The following is a 19250-nucleotide window of genomic DNA, read 5'->3' as shown; positions in this document are numbered from 1 at the left end:
GGGGATTTGGGGGAGAGGTGGGGGTGGGGTACAGTGGTCATAACCGAAGACCGCTGGTCATCGTGTGCGCGTGAGTGCACAGGATCGAAGCTCTGCATCGCAGGGGCCCGCGCAGGTGTCACGAACTTCCGAGCTCCGTGCGCTTGCGCCGGAGCTCTTCTCTTTTGCAGGGGGTCGGAGGCCGGCGCCCCACCACCGTGCGGCGCCTCGTACACACCAAGGAGTGACCATGGCGCAGAAGGATGCATCGGTCAACGAGCTCACGAAGTCATTCGAGAACTCGAACGCCGTCCTGCTGACCGAGTACCGCGGTCTGACGGTTGCCCAGCTCAAGCAGCTGCGCAACAGCATCCGTCAGGACGCTGAGTACGCCGTGGTGAAGAACACGCTGACCAAGATCGCCGCCAACAAGGCCGGCATCTCCGCGCTGGACGACGACCTCAAGGGGCCGTCGGCTGTCGCGTTCGTGCACGGTGACTTCGTCGCCACCGCCAAGGCTCTGCGTGACTTCGCCAAGGCCAACCCGCTTCTCGTGATCAAGTCGGGCATCTTCGAGGGCAAGGCCCTCACCGCCGACGAGGTCAACACGTACGCCTCGCTCGAGAGCCGCGAGGTTCTGCTGGCGAAGGCCGCGGGCATGATGAAGGCGACGATGGGCAAGGCTGCGGCCACCATCGACGCGCTTCGCGAAAAGCTGGAGACCGCCGAGGCCGCGTAAGCGACCGGCGATCTCGTCTACAAACCCCATCTATCTAGGAGATACATCATGGCGAAGCTTTCCACCGAGGAGCTGCTCGAGCAGTTCGCCGGCCTGACCCTCATCGAGCTCAACGAGTTCGTGAAGGCGTTCGAGGAGAAGTTCGAGGTCACCGCTGCTGCTCCCGTCGCCGTCGCCGGTGCCGCTGGCGGCGCAGGCGAGGCCGCGGCCGAGGAGGAGAAGGACTCCTTCGACGTCATCCTCGAGGCCGCTGGCGACAAGAAGATCCAGGTCATCAAGGCTGTCCGCGAGCTCACCTCGCTCGGCCTCGGCGAGGCCAAGGCCGTCGTCGACGGTGCTCCGAAGGCCGTCCTCGAGGGCGCCAACAAGGAGACGGCCGAGAAGGCCAAGGCTGCTCTGGAAGAGGCCGGCGCGACCGTCACCCTCAAGTAATTCCAGCGCACCAGCGCTTCTGCGAAGGCCCCGGGTTCCGCCCGGGGCCTTCGTGTGTCTGCGGGGTCAGCGCGGCGCCGCCGTGGAGCTGCGGACGACGAGAGCCGAGGCGGCCTCGACGCGCTCGACCGGGGCATCCGGCTCACTCATCCGCCGCATGAGCAGGCGCACGGCCTCCCGGCCCTGGTCCCGCGGCGACTGCCCGATGGTCGTGAGAGCGAACATCTCCGCGTGCTCGTGGTCGTCGATGCCGACGACGCTGAGCTCGGTCGGAACCGCGATCCCCAGGCGGCGAGCGGCGATCACGGCGCCGATGGCCGCCTCGTCGCACACGCCGACGATGGCGGTCGGTCGGTGCCGGCGGTCGCCGAGCAGCCCCGCCGCCGCCGCGTAGCCGCCGGGCATCGTGGGGGCCGCTCCGGCCACCCGCGCTCGCGGGGTCAGTCCCGCCGCGTGCAGCGCCTCCCGGTAGCCGGCCAGGCGTCGGGCGTCGCCGTAGCTGAGGTCGGTGTCGTCCGTGGCACCGCCGACGAAGGCGATGTCGGTGTGGCCGAGCTCGATCAGGTGCTCGGTGGCGATCCGGGCGGCGGCCGCGTCGTCGATCGACACGGCGCTCGATCCGGCGCTGTACGGGCCCACGCTCACGAGCGGGCGCCCGGTGCGGTGCAGTCGCTCCAGCTCCCGGGCGCTGGGCTGGATGCTGACCGCGATGATGCCGTCGAACCGCCGGCCGGGCAGCACGCTCTCGAACAGGCGCTCCCTGGTCTCGGAGCGCTCGGGGACGCCGTAGAGCGACAGGTCGTGATCGAGCGCGAGCAGCGATTCCTGCACGCCTGCCAGCAGCTCGGAGAAGAACCACCGGTCCACCGGCGGCATCACCAGTCCGATGGTGCCGGTGCGCCCCGTGGCCAGACTCGTGGCGGAGGAGTGCGCGACGTACGCGAGCTCCTGCGCCGCCTCCTCCACGCGCTGTCTCGTCTCGTCGGAGACGTAGCCGCGGCCGCTGAGTGCGCGGCTCGCAGTCGCCTTGGACACGCCGGCGCGCGTCGCGACGTCGGCGATCGTGCTCATCGTGTCCTCCTCGACCCGGTTCCACGACGGCGAGCCATCGGGCGCTCGCCGGGAGCAATCGTAGCCGTTCCACACGCGAGGAGGAACCGGTTCCAGACGGCTGGATCTGGGAGCGCTCCCATCACGCCGGCGACAGCGCCCTCAAACGGTTGTGATCTTGTAACCTTCCCCAGTTGTACGGCGGGAAGGAACGCGAGTAGGTTGGCCTGGAATCGGTTCCCCAATGGTTGCGGCGATTGCTCTCCTTGGGCGGACTGAAGATCCACCTGAAGAGGAGAAGTACATGGCTTTGTCACAGCGATACCGCCTGCTCGCCCCCATCGCACTCGTCGGCGTCGCGTCTCTCGCGCTCGCCGGCTGCGCCGAGGGCGGAAGCGGCGAGGGCGGAAGCGGGGAGACCAAGGACACGGTCCGGATCTCCGGCGGCATCACCGGCGTCGAGGCCGACGACCTGAACGCCTCCTTCGAGCAGTTCACGAAGGACACCGGGATCAAGGTCGAGTACACCGGCGACAAGGGCTTCGAGGGCAACATCGTCACCAAGGTGACCGGTGGCGACGCCCCCGACATCGCGATCGTCCCGCAGCCCGGTCTGCTCAAGACCCTCGTCGACACCGGCAAGGTCATGCCGGCCCCGGAGGCCGTGGAGACCGCCGTCGACGAGAACTGGTCCGAGGACTGGAAGAAGTACGGCACGTTCGACGACACCTTCTACGCGGCGCCGATGCTTGCGAACCTCAAGGGCTACGTCTGGTACTCGCCGAAGCAGTTCGCCGAGTGGGGCGTCGAGGTCCCGGAGACGTGGGACGACATGATCGCCCTCACCGACACGATCGTCGAGAAGACCGGCGGTCCGGCCTGGTGCGCCGGGTTCGCCTCCGAGGCTGCCTCCGGCTGGCCGGGGACGGACTGGATCGAGGACCTCGTCCTGCGTCAGTCGGGCCCCGACGTGTACGACGACTGGGTGGCCGGCGACGTGAAGTTCACCGACCCCGAGATCAAGCAGGCGTTCGACGCGGTGGGGGAGATCCTCCTCAACCCGGAGTACGTCAACGCGGGCTACGGCGACGTCAAGAGCATCAACTCCACCGCCTTCGGCGACGTCGCCAACGCGGTGGCCAAGGGCGACTGCGCGCTGACCCACCAGGCCTCGTTCCTGTCGGCGAACTTCCTCGACACGGAGACCGCGGACGGCAACGTCCCCGAGGTCGCCCCGGACGGCGACGTCTACGCGTTCATCATGCCGGGCGAGACCGCCGGTGAGCTCCAGGTCGAGGGCGGCGGCGAGTTCGTCGCGGCCTTCTCCGACGACGAGGCCACCCAGAAGGTGCTCGAGTTCATGGCATCGCCGGAGTTCGCCGACGCCCGTGTCGAGCTCGGCGGCGTCATCTCCGCCAACAAGAACGCCGACCCGAGCCTCGCCTCGAGCGAGTTCCTCCAGGAGGCGATGACCATCATGCAGGACGACGCGACGACCTTCCGGTTCGACGCTTCCGACCTGATGCCGTCGACCGTCGGCTCGGGCTCGTTCTGGAAGGGGATGGTCGACTGGATCGACGGCAAGGACACCGAAACGGTGCTCTCCGACATCCAGGCCGGCTACGAGAACTGATCGCCTCGACGCGATCTTCTCAGGCTGAGCGGGGCCGGGCTGCACAAGCCCGGCCCCGCTCCACCCATCCGTACTGCGCGGGAACCCAGCATGATCCAGAAGGGGACGTTCATGTCGCACGCGACCATCGAGAAACCCGTCGAGGCTGACGCGCCGCCGACGACGCACGGCACCGACGAGAAAGGGAGGAAGACCACACGCACGATCCTCGCGATCGGCTTCGTGGTCGTCGTCGCGCTGGCTCTCCTCCTCGTCTTCACCGCTCCGACCGAGGAGTCCTCGCGGATCACGATCGGGTTCTCGCTCAACAGCTTCTTCCTGTGGCTGGGCGGTCTGAATCCGCTGGTGCAGATCCCCGCCGTGCTGCTCGTGTTCGGCGTAGTCGTTGCGATCATCCTCGTGCTGATCGAGTTCGCGCCCCGCCCTGGTCGCGGCTACTTCATCATGCGGCTGGTCGCGTGCCTCGTCATCCCGGTGCTCGCGCTGCTGCTGCTTCGTCCCTACGCGAACGCCGTCGTGTACGTCGTCGCGATCGCGCTCCTCGTCGGGGCGCTCCTCTTCTTCGCCGACTTCCGCGCGCGGCAGGGAGCGGGCTATCTCTTCCAGCTCGTGCTGTTCATGGCCCCGGCGGCGATCATGCTGCTGCTGGGCCTCATCTACCCGGCGATCTCGACGATCTTCAAGTCCTTCTTCGACAAGACCGGCGACGAGTTCGTCGGGCTCGAGAACTACGTCTGGGTCTTCACCAACCCGGTCGGCACGTCGTCGGTGATCAACACGATCATCTGGGCGCTGCTCGCTCCGGTGATCTCCGTGGTCATCGGCCTCGCCTACGCCGTCTTCATCGACAGGGCTCGCGGCGAGAAGTTCCTCAAGGTGCTGGTCTTCATGCCGGTGGCGATCTCGTTCGTCGGAGCCGGCATCATCTGGAAGTTCATGTACGACGCCCGGCAGGGTGACCAGATCGGTCTCCTCAACGCGATCGTGACCGCTTTCGGCGGCGACCCCGTGCAGTGGCTGGCGATCAAGCCGATCCTCAACACGCTGATGCTGCTCATCGTGTTCATCTGGACCCAGACCGGTTTCGCCATGGTCATCCTCTCGGCCGCGATTAAGGCCGTGCCGGTCGAGCAGATGGAGGCGGCCGAGCTCGACGGCACGAACGCCTGGCAGCGCTTCCGCAACGTGACCGTGCCCGGCATCCGGTCGTCGCTGATCGTCGTGCTCACGACCATCACGATCGCCTCCCTGAAGGTGTACGACATCGTCGCCGTGATGACCGGCGGACGAGATGAGACCAGCGTCCTCGGCTTCGAGATGGTCAACCAGCAGCAGCGGTTCCAGAGCTACGGGCACTCGTCGGCGCTCGCCGTCGTGCTGTTCCTGTTCGTGTTGCCGCTGATCATCTACAACGCCCGATCGATGGCCAAGCAGAGGGAGATCCGCTGATGAGCGCAACGCAGGCCACCGTCGTGGACAACCGCACCAAGCGCCAGGTGGCGCGGGACACGCGCCGCAACGAGGCGACCGCCCACAAGAAGCTCACCTCGAAGGGGGCGACGATCGCGGCCGCGGTCATCGCGCTCTTCTGGACGATCCCGACCTTCGGCCTCTTCGTGACGTCGTTCCGCCCGGGCGCCGACACGCAGAACAGCGGCTGGTGGACGGTCTTCTCCAACCCGGAGTTCACGTTCGACAACTACGTGCAGGCGTGGAACTCGGGCGGCACCTCGACGACCCTGGCGACGGCGTTCATCAACTCGCTGGCGATCACGATCCCGGCGACCGTGTTCCCGATCGTGATGGCGTCGCTCGCCGCGTACGCGTTCGCGTGGATCGACTTCAAGGGTCGGAACATGCTCTTCATCTTCGTGTTCGCGCTGCAGATCGTGCCGCTGCAGATGGCCCTCGTGCCGCTGCTGAGCCTGTTCTCGGATGGGCTGACGATCAACGACGTGCCGATCTTCCCCGGATTCGGCCTGAACGAGGTGCAGTACAGCTTCGCGCGCGTCTGGATCGCGCACGCGATCTTCGCTCTGCCGCTCGCGACGTTCATGCTCCACAACTTCATCTCCGAGATCCCGGGCGAGATCATCGAGGCGGCGCGCGTGGACGGGGCCGGGCACGGACAGGTGTTCTTCCGCATCATCCTGCCGCTCGCTGCTCCGGCGATCGCCTCCTTCGCGATCTTCCAGTTCCTCTGGGTGTGGAACGACCTGCTGGTCGCGACGATCTTCGCCTCGCCAGGCGCCCTGCCGATCACCCAGGCGCTGAACTCGCTCTCCGGAACCTGGGGGAACAAGTGGTTCCTGCAGTCGGCGGGAACGTTCATCTCGATCATCGTCCCGCTGATCGTGTTCTTCGCCCTGCAGCGCTTCTTCGTGCGCGGCCTGCTGGCCGGCGCGACGAAGGGCTGACCCTTCGACAGGCTCAGGGACCCAGGTTTCCGGGTCGCTGAGCCTGTCGGAGCGCGGGTGAAACACAGCCCCGGTGGCCGGAGCCCGCGCCGTACCCTGAACAGATGAAGTATGCGGACTCCATCGTCGACCTCGTCGGCGACACCCCCCTGGTGAAGCTCCAGCACGTCACCGAGGGCATCGCGTGCACGGTGCTCGTGAAGCTCGAGTACCTGAACCCCGGGGGGTCGGCGAAGGACCGGATCGCCGCGCGCATCATCGACGCCGCCGAGGCCGCGGGCGATCTGCAGCCCGGCGGCACGATCGTCGAGCCCACGAGCGGCAACACCGGGGTCGGCCTCGCCCTCGTGGCGCAGCAGCGCGGTTACCGGTGCGTCTTCGTGCTCCCGGACAAGGTGGGCGAGGACAAGATCGACGTGCTCCGTGCCTACGGCGCAGAGGTCGTCGTGACCCCGACCTCCGTCCCGGCGGACAGCCCGGAGTCGTACTACAGCGTGAGCGACCGCCTGGCACGTGAGATCCCCGGAGCCTTCAAGCCGAACCAGTACGAGAACCCGAACGGGCCGCGCAGCCACTACGAGACGACGGGGCCGGAGATCTGGCGCGACACCGACGGGCGCGTGACCCACTTCGTCGCCGGCGTGGGGACGGGCGGCACCATCACCGGCACCGGGTGCTACCTGCGCGAGGTGTCCGACGACGCGGTGCGCATCGTCGGCGTCGACCCCGAGGGCAGCGTCTACAGTGGCGGCACCGGCCGTCCCTACCTCGTCGAGGGCGTGGGCGAGGACATCTGGCCTGGTGCCTACGATCCCGCCGTCCCGCACGAGATCGTCGCGGTGAGCGACGCGGAGTCGTTCGCGATGACCCGGCGGCTGGCCCGCGAGGAGGGCATCCTCGTCGGGGGCTCCAGCGGCATGGCCGTCGTCGGGGCGCTGCGGGTGGCGAAGGAGCTGCCGGCGGACGCGGTCATGGTCGTGCTCCTGCCCGACGGCGGGCGCGGCTACCTGGGCAAGATCTTCAACGACGGGTGGATGCGCTCCTACGGTTTCAGCGAGGTGGAGGAGGGGGAGACGGTCGCGGACGTGCTCGCGGCCCGGTCCTCCCGTCACGGCCTTCCCGACCTCGTGCACGCGCATCCCACCGACACGGTGCTCGAGGCGATCGGCATGATGACGGAGTACGAGGTGTCGCAGCTCGTCGTCCTCAGCGCGGAGCCGCCGGTGATGATGGGCGAGGTCGTGGGTACCGTCGACGAGAAGGGACTGCTCGACCTGCTCTTCCGCGGCGAGGCCGAGCCGAGCGATGCCCTCGGCGCGCACGTGGGGGAGCGGCTGCCGCTCATCGGCATCCACGCGTCGGTCGCGCAGGCACGGGCCGCGCTCGCCGACGCCGACGCCCTCCTCGTCACCGAGGACGGCAAGCCGCACACCGTGCTGACCCGACAGGACCTGCTCGGCTACCTCTCCCGGTGACGCGGGACGTAACAGGCCGGGGCCCGTCGGAGGGCCCGGACGTAGGCTGAGAGCATGTCCGACCACGACCACGCCTTCGCCACACGAGCCATCCACGCCGGACAGGCGCCCGACCCGATCACCGGGGCGATCATCCCGCCGATCTACCAGTCGTCGACGCACGTGCAGGACGGCATCGGCGGCTTCCGGGACGGCTACGAGTACAACCGCGCGGGCAACCCGACGCGCTCCTCGCTGGAGACGCAGCTCGCCGCACTCGAGGGCGGGGTCGGGGCGCTGTCGTTCGCGTCCGGTCTCGCGGCCGAGGACGCGCTGCTGCGCGGCATCCTCAAGCCGGGCGACCACGTGCTCCTCGGAAACGACGTCTACGGCGGCACCTACCGCCTGCTCACGAAGGTGCTCGCGCCCTGGGGGATCGACACGACCACGGTCGAGCTCTCCGACGTCGACGTGATCCGGGCGGCCATCCGTCCCGAGACGCGCATCGTGTGGCTGGAGACGCCGAGCAACCCGCTGCTGAAGGTCGTCGACATCGCGCTCATCGTCGAGGTGGCGCACGCGGCCGGTGCCCTCGTCGTGGTGGACAACACGTTCGCCTCGCCGGCTCTGCAGCAGCCGCTCGCGCTCGGCGCCGACCTCGTCGTGCACTCGACGACGAAGTACCTGGGCGGGCACTCCGACGTGCTGGGCGGCGCCGTCGTCTTCGGTGACGACCGCTTCGTCGAGGCCGTGAAGTTCCAGCAGTTCGCGGTGGGCGCGGTCTCGGCGCCTCTGGACGCCTGGCTGACGACCCGCGGCATCAAGACCCTCGCGGTGCGGGTGCGCCAGCACTCCGAGAACGCGCAGGCCATCGCCGAATGGGCCCAGGCGCGGCCGGAGTTCGCCCAGGTGTTCTATCCCGGCCTCCCGTCGCACCCCGGTCACGAGATCGCGGCACGGCAGATGAGCGGCTTCGGCGGGATGCTGTCGCTCGGCCTCGCCGCAGGTGCGGACGCCGCCCGGGCCTTCGCCGAGAGCACGCGCGTGTTCCAGCTCGCCGAGTCGCTCGGCGGCGTGGAGTCGCTCATCGGCTACCCGCCGGAGATGACCCACGCGTCGGTCCGCGGCACCGAGCTCGCGGTGCCGGAGAACGTCGTGCGCCTCTCGGTCGGCATCGAGGACGTGGCCGACCTCATCGCGGACCTCGAGGAGGGGCTCGCCCGCATCGCCCGCTGACCGGCACGCCGACCCGCGATCGCGGGGGCGTCCGTCACAATGGGACGATGAATCGACGGATGCTGCTGTGGTGGGGCGTCGCCTGCCTCCTCCTGGCCACTGCCCTCGGCGCTCTCGTCGTCTTCGTGTATCCGCAGACGCCGGGGCTCGACCAGTGGTGGAACGACACCATCGCCGCCGTCCGCGCGGACTGGATGCTGAGCTTCGCCCTCGCGCTGAACTGGATCGGCGGCGGCTGGGTCGCCATCCTCGCCGTTCCGCTGCTGACGATCCTGCTCCTGCTTCTGCTGCGCCGGTGGCGGGGGGCGCTGTTCGCCGCGTTGTGCTTCCTCGTCAGCGCCGGTGCCGTCCAGCTCCTGAAGAACGTCTTCGGCCGCGCTCGGCCGCACGACATGCTCGTCGTGAGCGACTACGGTTCCTTCCCGTCGGGGCACACCGCGAACGCGGCGACCATCGCTCTCGTGCTCTGGGTGCTCTTCCCGCGGGTGTGGGTGGCGATCGTGGGTGCCGCGTGGATCGTGCTCATGGCGCTCTCGCGCACCTTCCTGTCGGTGCACTGGGCGACGGACACGGTCGGCGGGGCGTTCGTCGGTGCCGGCGTCGTCCTCGTGCTCGCGGCCTGGCTGGTGCCGTGGGTGCGACGCGATGTCGAGGCGACCGCCCGCGCCGATAGGCTGAGCGGAACCTGACCCGTCCGAGGAGACCCCGTGTCGCGCATCCGTCCCTACCGTCCGACCGATCGCCCGGCGATGTTCGAGATCTGCCTGCGGACGGCCGACGCCGGGGGAGACGCCACCGGGGTGCTGTCCGATGACGAGCTGTGGGGGAACCTCTTCGCGGTGCCGTACGTCGAGCGGCACCCGGACCTCGCCTGGGTCGTGGAGGCGGAGGACGGGCGCACCATCGGCTACATCGTCGCCACCGATGACACCGACGCCTTCTACGCCTGGTTCCGCGACGAATGGTGGCCCGGCCTGCACGCGCGCTATCCGCGATCGGCGGACCCGCAGACGCGTGAGGAGAAGCTGATCGAGTACGGCTACACGCGGGAGCCGGGGGTCGAGCCGCACGCTGCGGAGTTCCCGGCGCATCTGCACATCGACCTGCTGCCGGAGACCCAGGGGCAGGGGCTCGGTCGGGGCCTCATCGAGACGCTCTTCGTCGAGCTGCGTCGGCGCGGTGTCCCGGCGCTGCACCTCGGCATGGACCCCGCGAACTCCGGCGCGGCCGCGTTCTACGAGCGGCTCGGCATGACCGTGCTCCCGTCCGCGCCCGGTGGCCTGACGTACGGGGTGCGCTTCGACGGCTGACGCCGCCCGAGACGAGAGAAGACCTCCGCGATGCGGAGGTCTTCTTCGTCTGTGGCGGTGACGGCGGGATTCGAACCCGCGGTTGCTTGCACAACACACGCTTTCCAAGCGTGCTCCTTCGGCCGCTCGGACACGTCACCAGGGAACAACCTGTCCATCCTATCCGATCTCCCGGGGGCCTCGTGACATACCGGCGATCCAGCTCTACGGCCGCGAAAGCTGTAATATTGCACGTCAAAAGAGGGCTGTATATCTTCATATGAAGACGCAAACGCGTCAGGCGGATCCGGTTCTCTGGGGGGATCATGGGGACGAGTGCGACGACGGCACGGCACGACGAAGGGGCGACGGGGGAAGACCCGCTCCTCGGGCCGCAGGCCCTGCGGGAGTGGGTGACGGGCGGGCATGCGGCACGCGGTCGCGTGTTCCTGCGCGAGGCGGAGACCGGGGCTGAGGCCGTCGCGGCTGCGGCCGACCCCGAGGACGTGATCCTCGAGCCCGCGGGATCCGTGCCCCGGCACGGGGCGGCTCGTGCGGTCGGCTACGGCGGGCGGCTCGCCGACCTCGGCGATGAGCTCTTCCTCGGGGAGCGCGGCGTCGAGCTCCAGGACTACATCGCGGCCTCCTTCGTCCAGATCGTCGGACCGACGGTCATGCGCTTCTTCGACGAGGCGAGCTGGCGTGCCTTCCTCGACGACGCCGACCTCGCTCGCGGCACCGGGGTCTTCGCCGCCGCGATGCTCGACCCCCGGGTGCTGCTGGCGGATCGCTCCGCTCTCGCGCGGCCGCAGGAGGTGCAGACTCCGCGCGCCCTCCGCATCGACGCGGACGGGAGAGTGCATCTCGGGCTGCAGGGAGAGGCGGTCGGCCACGTGGACGACCTTCCCGCCGCTCTCGGACGGGCCCGCCCGCGGGCGTCGGCGCTGGGCGGCGTGCCCGGCTCGGCCGACCTCGTCGCCGAACTCGACACCCGGCCGTGGCTGCGCCGATACCTGGACGCCGCCGATCTCCGGAAGATGCTCCGCCTGCCGAACGGCGCTGCTCGGATCGCGGGCTTCGGATGGACGCTCCTCGACGACGAGCTCGCGGATGCGGAGCCTCCGACCGACGACCCGTTCCTGCTCGACACCGCCGAGGGGTTCCTGCTCGCCGATGTCCGGACGCTCCGCCGGCACCTCCTGTCCCCGCTGACCGCTGCGGTGGTCGACGCGATCCAGACCTCCCGCACACGTGGGCGAGCGGCGGCGCGGGTGGCCCGCGCCTGCGGCGTTCCTGACGCCCACGCTCGCCGGCTCTGTCTCGACGCCTTCACGGCGCTCGGCGTCCACCTCGGTGCTCCCATCGAGGACGCCTCGCGGGACGGTGTGCGATGAACGCGCCGCACGCGCTGTGGACGTCGATGCTCCCCGCCGACACCGCCTTCTCTCCGGATCGGGTAGCGGTCGGCGCAGCCGGGCATCGCCTCTTCTACGCCGACGGCTCCGAACGCCTCTGCGCGACCAGCGGCCTGTGGAACGTGCCCCTCGGCTTCGGCAACCCGGCGGTGACCGAGGCCGTGAGCAGGGCGACGCGCGACGCCTCCTACCTCTCGCTGTTCCGCGCCCCGCACCGGTACGCCGAGGACGCCGCCGATGCCCTCATCGCCCTCGCGGGCTCCGACCGCTACCGGCGGGTGATCTTCTCCACCTCCGGCGGGGCGGCCAACGACGCCGCCATGAAGCTCGCCCGGCAGTACTGGGCGCAGCAGGGCGCCGGGTCGCGGTCACTCGTCGTCGGCCTGCGCGGCAGCTACCACGGCACGATGTACGGCAGCCACGTACTGAGCGGTGACGACCTGCTGCAGTCGGTCTACGGCGTCGACAGGCGCACGGTGCGGCACGTGTCGCACGCCGACGACGGGGACGAGCTCGAAGCGCTGCTGGAGCGCGAAGGCTCCCGCGTCGCCTCCGTCGTCGTGGAGCCCGTCCTCGGCAGCGGCGCTCACGCGCTGTCCACCACCTTCGTCCAGCGCCTGCTGGAGCTGAGGGAGCGGCATGGGTTCCTGCTGGTGGCAGACGAGGTCGCGACCGGTTTCGGGCGCACCGGTGCGATGTTCGCCACCGACCGCTGGGCGGCCGCACCGGACATCCTCCTCGTGTCGAAGGCGCTGACGAACGGCGCGATGGGGGCTGCCGCGCTCCTCGTCGGCGACCGCATCGCGACGGCGTTCGTGCGCGGCGGGTGGACGTTCGTCCACGGGGAGACGCAGGCGGGCACGCCCGCCTGCGCGGCTGCGGTCCTCGCCGTGATCGACGAACTCCGTCGTATCGACGTCGAGGCCACCACGCAGGCCCTGGCGCCGACGCTGCACCGCCTCGCGCGGACCTGGCAGGAGGAAGGGATCGTCTCCGACGTCACCGGCAGCGGCTGCTTCGTCGGGGCGGGGCTCCGCCGCCCGGACGGGTCCCCGCTCTCTGGGACCGACGTCCTGGAGGTGGTGTCCGCCATCGCCGACAGCGGCGTCGTGGTGCACCCCGGTCCGAGCTCCTTCCAGCTCATCCCCGGCTACGGCTTCACCGCCGCGGAGGTGTCCGAGACCGACCGGGCCGTCCGGGCCGGCCTGGCGCACGTGCAGGAGGCCGCGGCATGACCGCGCCGTACGCCGCGCACGTCCCCACGCTGTGGCACGGGCCGCGCGCACCGGAGGCGATGGCGCGTCTGACGGCCGGACGCGACACGCTGGTGATCGCCGACGCGGCCGTCGCGCACGCCTTTCCCGCCGCAGCGTCGGCCCGGACGATGACCGTGGACGCTTCCGCGGTGGACGAGCTCGGCATCCTCCTGATCGCCGAGGAGATCATCCGGCGACCGCCCGAGGTCATCGTGGCCGTCGGCGGCGGAAGCGTCCTCGATGCGAGCAAGATCGCGGCCCTCGCGCTCAGCCCCGGACGCCTCCTGGACTTCGCCCTGCGGCACGCGGCGACCGCGGCGCTCACGATCCTGCCCGACGCGCCCCCGCCGGTCGACATCATCGCCCTGCCGACGACGCTCGGCACGTCCTCCGAGACGAACAGCGTCGCCATCCTCCGGAACCGCCGCGGGACCCGGCTCCTCGTCGGTCGCCCGCTGCGCCCCCGCCACGCCGTCCTCGATCCCGAACGGCTCGCCACGCTCACCCCCGCGGCTGTCCGGGAGGGCGCGCTGGAGGCCTTCCTCCGGGTGGCCGGCGCCTCGACGAGTCCGCGGACCGAGCGGGCCGAGCGCGACGCGCGGATCCTCGGTCGGGCGCTGCTCGAGGCGGCCGCGGGGGACGCGATGTCGACGACGGGACGCCTGCGCCTGGCACGCCTGAGTGCCGCCACCCAGCGCACGGCTGCCCTTCGCGGCCCCGATCCGTACAGCGCCCGCCACTGGTATCTCGCGAACGAGGTCGCCTTCCATCTCGGCGTCCGCAAGATGACGGCCACGGCGGCGGTCATCGCCGCCGTCTGGCGGCGGATCGGTGCGGGCGATCCGCGCTGGGGCGACCGCACCAGCCTCGATGCCTTCTGGGCCGTCGTCGCAGCGGAGACAGCGCTGCCTCGTGACCCGGCAGCCGGCATCGCCGTCGTCGTCGATCAGGGAGGGCTCCCGTCACCGCCGCGCCCGAGCGCACGGGAGATCGACCGGATCGCCGCCGCCGTGGAGACCGCGTGGGGGGATCACCGCCCCATGCTGCGCGGTATCCGTGCTGCGGACGTCCGCGACGTGCTCCACGACTCCCGGTGGAGCACGTCTCCGGTCGGCGACCGCCGGCCCCGAGCCGTGGAGAGGAGGTGACGGGAATGAACGAAAGCACGGAGACGAGCATCCGATTCCAGGAGCTCGACCCGATGGAGGCCCCCAGTTGGGACAGCTTCTACCAGGGCGTGATCGGTGCGCTGGTCCTCATCGGGATCGGTGCGGCGGCCGCCACGTGATGTCGACCGGAAGCACCGGATCACAGAAAGGAAGGAGGGACACATGACCGCAGCACTGCCGACGCTCGAGTTCACGGAACTCGACGCCATGGATGCGCCGGGCGATGCCGACGACTACATCCGCGGTTTCGCCGTGGGCGTGATCATCGGAATTCTCGCTCTGACCTAGGAGGTGCACGTTGCAGACCACGTCGCTGGAGTTCCTGGAACTCGAACAGATCGACACCCCGCTCGAGTGGTGGGAGCACGCGAGCTACATCATCGCGATCATCGGCGGAGCCGCCGCCATCGCGACCTGACCGAGGGTGCGGGCGGGACCATCCGCCCGCACTCCCCGACCATCCATCCGAGGAGAGGCGATGCACGGATGACGTCCCTGATCACCGAGACCGTGGCGGCACGGCTCGACCTCGTCGGCGCGACCGCCATTGAACAGGACCTGTATGCCGGGGCCGGTACCGACTTCTACGACCGGCTCGTCGGCCCGGACCGGGCGGAGATCCGCGAAGTCCTGGCACTCGCGCGCGCGGTCCCCGGTCCCGTCCTCGACCTCGCCGCAGGAAGCGGCCGCCTGACGATCCCGCTCGCTCGCTCCGGGCATCGCGTCACGGCGGTCGATCTCTCCGCGGACATGCTCGCGCGCCTCCGCGGCGCCGTTCCGCCCAAGGCGACGGTCGAGTGCATCATGGCGGACATCCGCGACCTCGCACTCGCCGGGCACTTCGGTCTCGTCGTCCTCGGGGCGACCTCGATCACGCTGCTCGACCGCGAGGGCCGTTCGCGGCTCTACGCGGGCGTCCGGCGTCATCTCACCGCGACCGGTGTCTTCGCCCTCACCGTCGCGGACGGCGCCTCGGCGGTCAGTCTCGGCCTGGCGACCGATCGCGAGATCACCGTCCCGGGCGGCGCAGGGGAGGAGCCCTACCTCTTCGCGCAGCAGATCGAGAACGACGGTGCCGTGCGGGTGGTCAACTGGGTCCGCCTCGCGGACATCGCCCCGCGCGCGGAGGTGCCCGTCCTCACCAGCCGCCTGCACGTGCTGTGCCCCGAGGTCCTCGCGGGCGAGCTCGTGGCCGCGGGGTTCACGGCGCCGGAGAGGTCTGCCGTGCGGACGCCGGCGGGCGTGGAGATCCTGCTCCTCACGACCTCCCTCGCCGGGGATGGAAGGGGCGGGCGATGACGACGGCAGGACCTCGACCCGGACGGCGTCGCCGAGGGGACGGTCGCGCGTCCCTCACGGCGCACTCGTGCCCGTCTCTCGCCGCCGGCGTCGCGTTCGAGCCGACGGCGGAGGGATCCGGGTGGCTCGCCACCGTCCAGGGCGTGCCGACCGCCCGGCTGTCCCGAGCGGTGGTCGACCTCTTGACGGCGATGGACGGCCGCACCCCCGTCTCGGCGTTGCAGACGCGCTTCGCCCCGGGGGAGACAGACGAGGAGGTGCTGCGACTGGTGGCGCGCTTCCGTGACAACGGACTCCTGGACGGGGGCGCATCTCGGCCGCCCGGTCGTGTCGCCTATCGGCCGCCGTTCACCGTGCAGTTCGCGACCCTCCGCGCTCCCGCGCTCTTCGCCCGTCTCGACCGTCTGGTCGTCCCCGTCCCGGGTCGCGGGGTCCTCGTGGCCGTCGTCGCGGTGCTCGCTGCCGGGTTCATCGCCGCAGTCCTGCTCGCCGGCGAGCTGGGGGCCGTGCTCGCCCGTCCCGTCCCCCTCGCCGGCTTCACGCTCGCCGTCGTGGCGCTCGGCCTCGCGACGCTGCTGCACGAGGCCGCGCACGGTCTCACCCTCACCCGGCTGGGCGGCCGACCGCGACGCGCCGGGTTCATGCTGCTGTACCTGACACCCGCCTTCTTCGTCGACGTCACGGACGGCTGGCGGCTCCCCGACCGCCGGCACCGGGTGGCGATCGCGCTCGCCGGTCCGGCCGTCCACGCCACGGTGGCGGCGGTGGCGATGGTGGTCGCTCTCGCCCTGCCGTCGTCGGTGGCCAGGGAGACGCTGCTGCTCCTCGCGATCTCCTGTACGGTCGTGGTGCTCGTGAACCTGATCCCCTTCGTGCGCTTCGACGGGTACCTCGCCCTGATGAGCGCCCTCGACGAGCCGAATCTGCGGGGGAGGACGGTACGCGACGGTGCGGCCTTCCTCGCCCGCCTCCTGTTCGGGGCGCCGCGGCAGCCTCGGGCGCTGGAGCGGTGGTGGAGCGTGCCCTTCGGCCTCTGCTGCCTGGGGGCTCCGGTCGTCCTGGTGCTGTTCGCGGTCGTCCGGGCTGCCCAGCTGCTCGCCGGGGGCGGTCCGGCGGCGAGCCTCCTCGTGCTCGCCCTCGAGGTCGTCGTGGTCGCGGTGGGTGTCGCCCTCCTGGCGCGCGCTCTGCTCCGGGTGCGGCGATCCGGTGTCTCGCGGTCCCGCCTTGCCGGGGTGACCGCCGCGCTCGCGCTCGGGATCGGGGCCGCCGGCCTCCTCATCCCGGTCCCGACGGCCGCGACGCTGGGGTTCTCCGTGGATGACGGCCGCGTGGTCCTGGTGCACGGCGGCCGGGACACCGGCATCGACCTCCCGGACGGTGCACCGGTGGTCCTGTCGACGCGGGGCATCCTCGCGAATGAGTACCGCGGCGTGGGGACGATGCGGACCCGCCCGGCGACGAAGACCGAGGTGCCGATCGAGGCGCTCTTCCCGGTCAGGATGCCCGGGGCCTCGGTCGCGGCGACGGTGGTGGCGGAGGCGGAGATGACGGGGGAGCGGAGTGCCCTGCCGGCAGCCGGACAGGCGCGCGTCGACCTCGGCACGACCCCGCTCTGGCAGGCGATCTGGGCGACGGTCGCGTCGCCGCTGGCAGCTCTCACGAGCGAGAAGGAGAGAGGATGACCATGAAGCAGCACGCCATCGAGGTGCACGGTCTCACGAAGAGGTACGGGCGCCGCACCGCCGTCGAAGACCTGTCGTTCGCGGTGCCCCGCGGCGCGATCGTCGGGCTTCTCGGCCCGAACGGCGCGGGGAAGTCGACGACGCTGCGTGCGATCGTCGGACTCGTGCGGCCGACCGGCGGCGAGGCCATCGTCGACGGGGTGCCGTTCGGGGCACTGGACAACCCGGCGGCGCACGTCGGCGTCCACATGGACGGGTTCGGCTTCGAGCCCGGCATCTCGGGGCGACGGCACCTGGAGATCTGCCGGCTCGCCGCCGGGATGCCCCGCGACCGCATCGACGAGGTGCTGGACGAGGTGGGCCTCGCCGCCGATGCGCACCGCCGCGTGAAGACGTACTCGACGGGGATGGCGCAGCGACTGGGTCTGGCCGCGGCGTTGATCGGTGCGCCGCGGACGCTCATCCTCGACGAGCCGGCGAACGGTCTGGATCCCGACGGCATCCGGTGGCTGCGCCGGTTCCTCCGCGGCTTCGCCGAACGCGGCGGCACGGTGCTCGTCTCCAGCCATCAGCTCCCGGAGCTCGAGCAGGTCGTCGACGAGGTGGTCGTCATCAAACGCCGCGCGCTCTTCGCCGGGAGGCTGGACGACCTCGTCACGGGTGGGGTCGACTCGCTCGAGAGCCGGTACTTCGATCTCGTCGAAGGAGCGCCCGCGTGAGCGGCGTGATCCGTGGCGAGCTGCTGCGCGCGGTGAGCGGGCTGTCGATCCTGGCCGTGTACCTCGTCGCGGTCCTCATGCCGGCCTTCGTGCTCTTCTCCGACGGCTCCCGTCTCGCGGTGGACGGACTTGACGCGGGCACGGCGACGGCCCGGCTGCTGGAGCCGCTCGCGTGGTCGGTCATCTCCGCGGCGTTCGTCGGCGCGTACCCGGTGACGCGGGAGTACTACTACGGCTCCATGGACCGGGCGCTCACGACGGTCGGGTTCCGCCGCGCCTTCCCCGGGAAGCTGGTCGCCGGCGTCCTCGTCGCCCTCGCGCTCGCGATGGTCGTCGTCCTGCTGTGGATGCTCGGCATCTCGTTCTTCCTGGCTCGGCACGGGCTCGCTCTCGTGCTCACCGCGGACGCGGGGCGCATCGTCGCCGGGGCCCTGCTCGGCGTGGTCCTCGGTGCCCTCATCGGCGGCGCGATCGGCTGGATCACCCGGAACTACTACGCGACGGCGATCATCGTCCTCGTCTTCCCGATGGCACTGGAGTTCGCGATGCTGCGGACGGCGCCCGAGGTCGCGCGGTTCTCGCCGGGAATGGCCATCGCGGCGTTGAGCGTGCCGGAGTACCAGGGCCGACTGCTCGCCTTCGCGCCCGCCCTCGCCATCGGGATCACGTGGGCGGTCGGCCTCGTCGTGCTCGCGGCCGTCCGGGGACGCCGGAGCCTCGCATGATCGGTCGGGCGCTGCGCGCGCAGGCGCGCGGGGCCGTCGGGGACGTCGTCCTCCTCGGCATGGCGCTGGCGGCGCTCGTGCTGTCCCTCTCCCTCGCCGCCGGCATCCCGGCGGATCTCGCCGACGCTCCGCCGGCAGCCCGGGAAGAGCTCGTCGCCCCCTTCGACGCGGTGCTCGCGACCTACGCCGGCATCCTCGCGGCCGTCTACGGCTCCTTCCGCTACACGATCGACTGGCGGGACGGCGTCGTCGCGCAGCGGCTGATGCTGGAGTCCCGACGGGTGATGCTCGTCGCGCGGGTGCCCGCCGCGGCGCTCGGCGGCGCGGTCGTCGCGGGCGCCGCGGTGGTCGGCGGTCGCACGGCGCTGCTCGTCACCATGGGCGGCGTGCCCGTGCACGGGTCCGCCGTCGCGTCGGCCGTCGCCCTCGGTGCGTCCGCGGCTCTATGGGGTCTGGGCGTCGGCATCGTCGTGCAGGCGCATCTCGCGGCGCTGTTCGTCGCCGCGCTCACGATGGGGTTCGGGATGCTCGTCGCGCTGTTCTGGAGCGCGGGTGCCGCGTACCTGCCTCTCCCGGCGCTGCTCGACGCCTTCCGGTTCGACGTGTCCGTCATCGGCATCCCGGCGGATCGAGGCCTCGGACCCGCGGCGGTGCCGATCGCGGCAGGCTGGGTCCTGCTCGCGGTGGGCGCGGGGGCGGCCGTGTTCCTGCGGCGGGACGTGTCGTAGGGTTCCCGGCGGCGACGTAGGATTCCTG

At 70.7% G+C, this 19250-nt stretch carries 21 protein-coding genes and 1 tRNA gene; 20 read left to right on the top strand and 2 right to left on the bottom strand.

Annotation, left to right across the window (positions count from 1 at the left end; translation table 11 throughout):
- Positions 1-229 precede the first annotated feature (229 nt).
- Positions 230-718, top strand: a complete 489-nt coding sequence (gene rplJ, locus WFJ36_RS12440; RefSeq protein ID WP_025104226.1) for a 50S ribosomal protein L10 — start codon at positions 230-232, stop codon at positions 716-718.
- A 48-nt stretch (positions 719-766) separates the two neighbouring features.
- A complete protein-coding gene (rplL, locus tag WFJ36_RS12435) occupies positions 767-1150 on the top strand; it encodes a 50S ribosomal protein L7/L12 (protein ID WP_025104227.1) in 384 nt (127 codons plus the stop codon).
- 66 nt (positions 1151-1216) lie between these two features.
- On the opposite strand, the gene WFJ36_RS12430 is transcribed toward rplL, so the two are convergent.
- A complete protein-coding gene (locus WFJ36_RS12430) occupies positions 1217-2221 on the bottom strand; it encodes a LacI family DNA-binding transcriptional regulator (RefSeq protein WP_292788255.1) in 1005 nt (334 codons plus the stop codon).
- Positions 2222-2504: 283 nt separating this feature from the next.
- Between WFJ36_RS12430 and WFJ36_RS12425 the strand changes: the two genes are divergently transcribed.
- From WFJ36_RS12425 to WFJ36_RS12395, 7 genes are all read left to right on the top strand, one after another.
- Positions 2505-3833, top strand: a complete 1329-nt coding sequence (locus WFJ36_RS12425) for an ABC transporter substrate-binding protein (RefSeq protein WP_071328904.1) — start codon at positions 2505-2507, stop codon at positions 3831-3833.
- A gap of 111 nt (positions 3834-3944) precedes the next feature.
- Positions 3945-5282, top strand: a complete 1338-nt coding sequence (locus WFJ36_RS12420) for a carbohydrate ABC transporter permease (RefSeq protein WP_336643390.1) — start codon at positions 3945-3947, stop codon at positions 5280-5282.
- Positions 5282-6250: a carbohydrate ABC transporter permease gene (locus tag WFJ36_RS12415; protein ID WP_025104231.1), complete on the top strand. Its 969-nt coding sequence runs from the start codon at positions 5282-5284 to the stop codon at positions 6248-6250. Before WFJ36_RS12420 ends, WFJ36_RS12415 begins: the two co-directional genes overlap by 1 nt.
- Before the next feature lie 104 nt (positions 6251-6354).
- Complete coding sequence (locus WFJ36_RS12410; protein ID WP_336643389.1) at positions 6355-7725, top strand: cystathionine beta-synthase; 1371 nt, start codon at positions 6355-6357, stop codon at positions 7723-7725.
- A 54-nt stretch (positions 7726-7779) separates the two neighbouring features.
- A complete protein-coding gene (locus WFJ36_RS12405; protein ID WP_071328902.1) occupies positions 7780-8940 on the top strand; it encodes a cystathionine gamma-synthase in 1161 nt (386 codons plus the stop codon).
- A gap of 47 nt (positions 8941-8987) precedes the next feature.
- Positions 8988-9629 carry a phosphatase PAP2 family protein gene (locus tag WFJ36_RS12400; protein WP_256209431.1) on the top strand — a complete coding sequence of 214 codons (642 nt, stop codon included), beginning with the start codon at positions 8988-8990 and terminating at the stop codon, positions 9627-9629.
- 18 nt (positions 9630-9647) lie between these two features.
- Positions 9648-10250 carry a GNAT family N-acetyltransferase gene (locus WFJ36_RS12395; RefSeq protein WP_336643388.1) on the top strand — a complete coding sequence of 201 codons (603 nt, stop codon included), beginning with the start codon at positions 9648-9650 and terminating at the stop codon, positions 10248-10250.
- Between the two features lie 52 nt (positions 10251-10302).
- Here the strand turns inward: WFJ36_RS12395 and WFJ36_RS12390 are convergent.
- Positions 10303-10390 (bottom strand) — tRNA-Ser (locus tag WFJ36_RS12390).
- A 165-nt stretch (positions 10391-10555) separates the two neighbouring features.
- On the opposite strand from WFJ36_RS12390, the gene mpaB reads away from it, so the two are divergent.
- From mpaB to WFJ36_RS12335, 11 genes are all read left to right on the top strand, one after another.
- Positions 10556-11623, top strand: a complete 1068-nt coding sequence (gene mpaB, locus WFJ36_RS12385) for a daptide biosynthesis RiPP recognition protein (RefSeq protein ID WP_336643387.1) — start codon at positions 10556-10558, stop codon at positions 11621-11623.
- Positions 11620-12879 carry a daptide-type RiPP biosynthesis aminotransferase gene (gene mpaD, locus WFJ36_RS12380; protein WP_336643386.1) on the top strand — a complete coding sequence of 420 codons (1260 nt, stop codon included), beginning with the start codon at positions 11620-11622 and terminating at the stop codon, positions 12877-12879. Before mpaB ends, mpaD begins: the two co-directional genes overlap by 4 nt.
- Positions 12876-14048 carry a daptide-type RiPP biosynthesis dehydogenase gene (gene mpaC, locus WFJ36_RS12375; protein ID WP_336643385.1) on the top strand — a complete coding sequence of 391 codons (1173 nt, stop codon included), beginning with the start codon at positions 12876-12878 and terminating at the stop codon, positions 14046-14048. The genes mpaD and mpaC overlap by 4 nt, the downstream gene beginning before the upstream one ends.
- 5 nt (positions 14049-14053) lie before the next feature.
- Entirely contained in the window at positions 14054-14188 is a 135-nt protein-coding gene (gene mpaA1 / locus WFJ36_RS12370; protein ID WP_256209430.1) for an MpaA1 family daptide-type RiPP, read from the top strand.
- Positions 14189-14231: 43 nt separating this feature from the next.
- Positions 14232-14357: an MpaA2 family daptide-type RiPP gene (gene mpaA2, locus WFJ36_RS12365; RefSeq protein WP_256209429.1), complete on the top strand. Its 126-nt coding sequence runs from the start codon at positions 14232-14234 to the stop codon at positions 14355-14357.
- A 10-nt stretch (positions 14358-14367) separates the two neighbouring features.
- Positions 14368-14487, top strand: coding sequence for an MpaA3 family daptide-type RiPP (gene mpaA3 / locus WFJ36_RS12360; RefSeq protein WP_292788270.1), 120 nt, complete (start codon positions 14368-14370; stop codon positions 14485-14487).
- Between the two features lie 68 nt (positions 14488-14555).
- Positions 14556-15368 (top strand): daptide-type RiPP biosynthesis methyltransferase, encoded by an 813-nt coding sequence (gene mpaM / locus WFJ36_RS12355; protein ID WP_071328897.1) that lies wholly within the window; start codon positions 14556-14558, stop codon positions 15366-15368.
- The gene (gene mpaP, locus WFJ36_RS12350; protein WP_336643384.1) at positions 15365-17050 is read left to right on the top strand and encodes a daptide biosynthesis intramembrane metalloprotease; all 1686 of its coding nucleotides are present in this window, start codon (positions 15365-15367) and stop codon (positions 17048-17050) included. Before mpaM ends, mpaP begins: the two co-directional genes overlap by 4 nt.
- Positions 17047-17769: an ATP-binding cassette domain-containing protein gene (locus WFJ36_RS12345; protein WP_336643383.1), complete on the top strand. Its 723-nt coding sequence runs from the start codon at positions 17047-17049 to the stop codon at positions 17767-17769. Before mpaP ends, WFJ36_RS12345 begins: the two co-directional genes overlap by 4 nt.
- Positions 17766-18494: an ABC transporter permease gene (locus WFJ36_RS12340; RefSeq protein ID WP_336643382.1), complete on the top strand. Its 729-nt coding sequence runs from the start codon at positions 17766-17768 to the stop codon at positions 18492-18494. Before WFJ36_RS12345 ends, WFJ36_RS12340 begins: the two co-directional genes overlap by 4 nt.
- Positions 18491-19222 carry a hypothetical protein gene (locus tag WFJ36_RS12335; RefSeq protein WP_292788278.1) on the top strand — a complete coding sequence of 244 codons (732 nt, stop codon included), beginning with the start codon at positions 18491-18493 and terminating at the stop codon, positions 19220-19222. Before WFJ36_RS12340 ends, WFJ36_RS12335 begins: the two co-directional genes overlap by 4 nt.
- Positions 19223-19250: the final 28 nt, after the last annotated feature.

The organism is Microbacterium sp. MMO-113 (assembly GCF_037148555.1).
Taxonomy (GTDB): domain Bacteria; phylum Actinomycetota; class Actinomycetes; order Actinomycetales; family Microbacteriaceae; genus Microbacterium.
The sequence above is the reverse complement of the archived record's forward strand: the minus strand, read 5'-3'. Positions and strand labels throughout refer to the sequence as shown.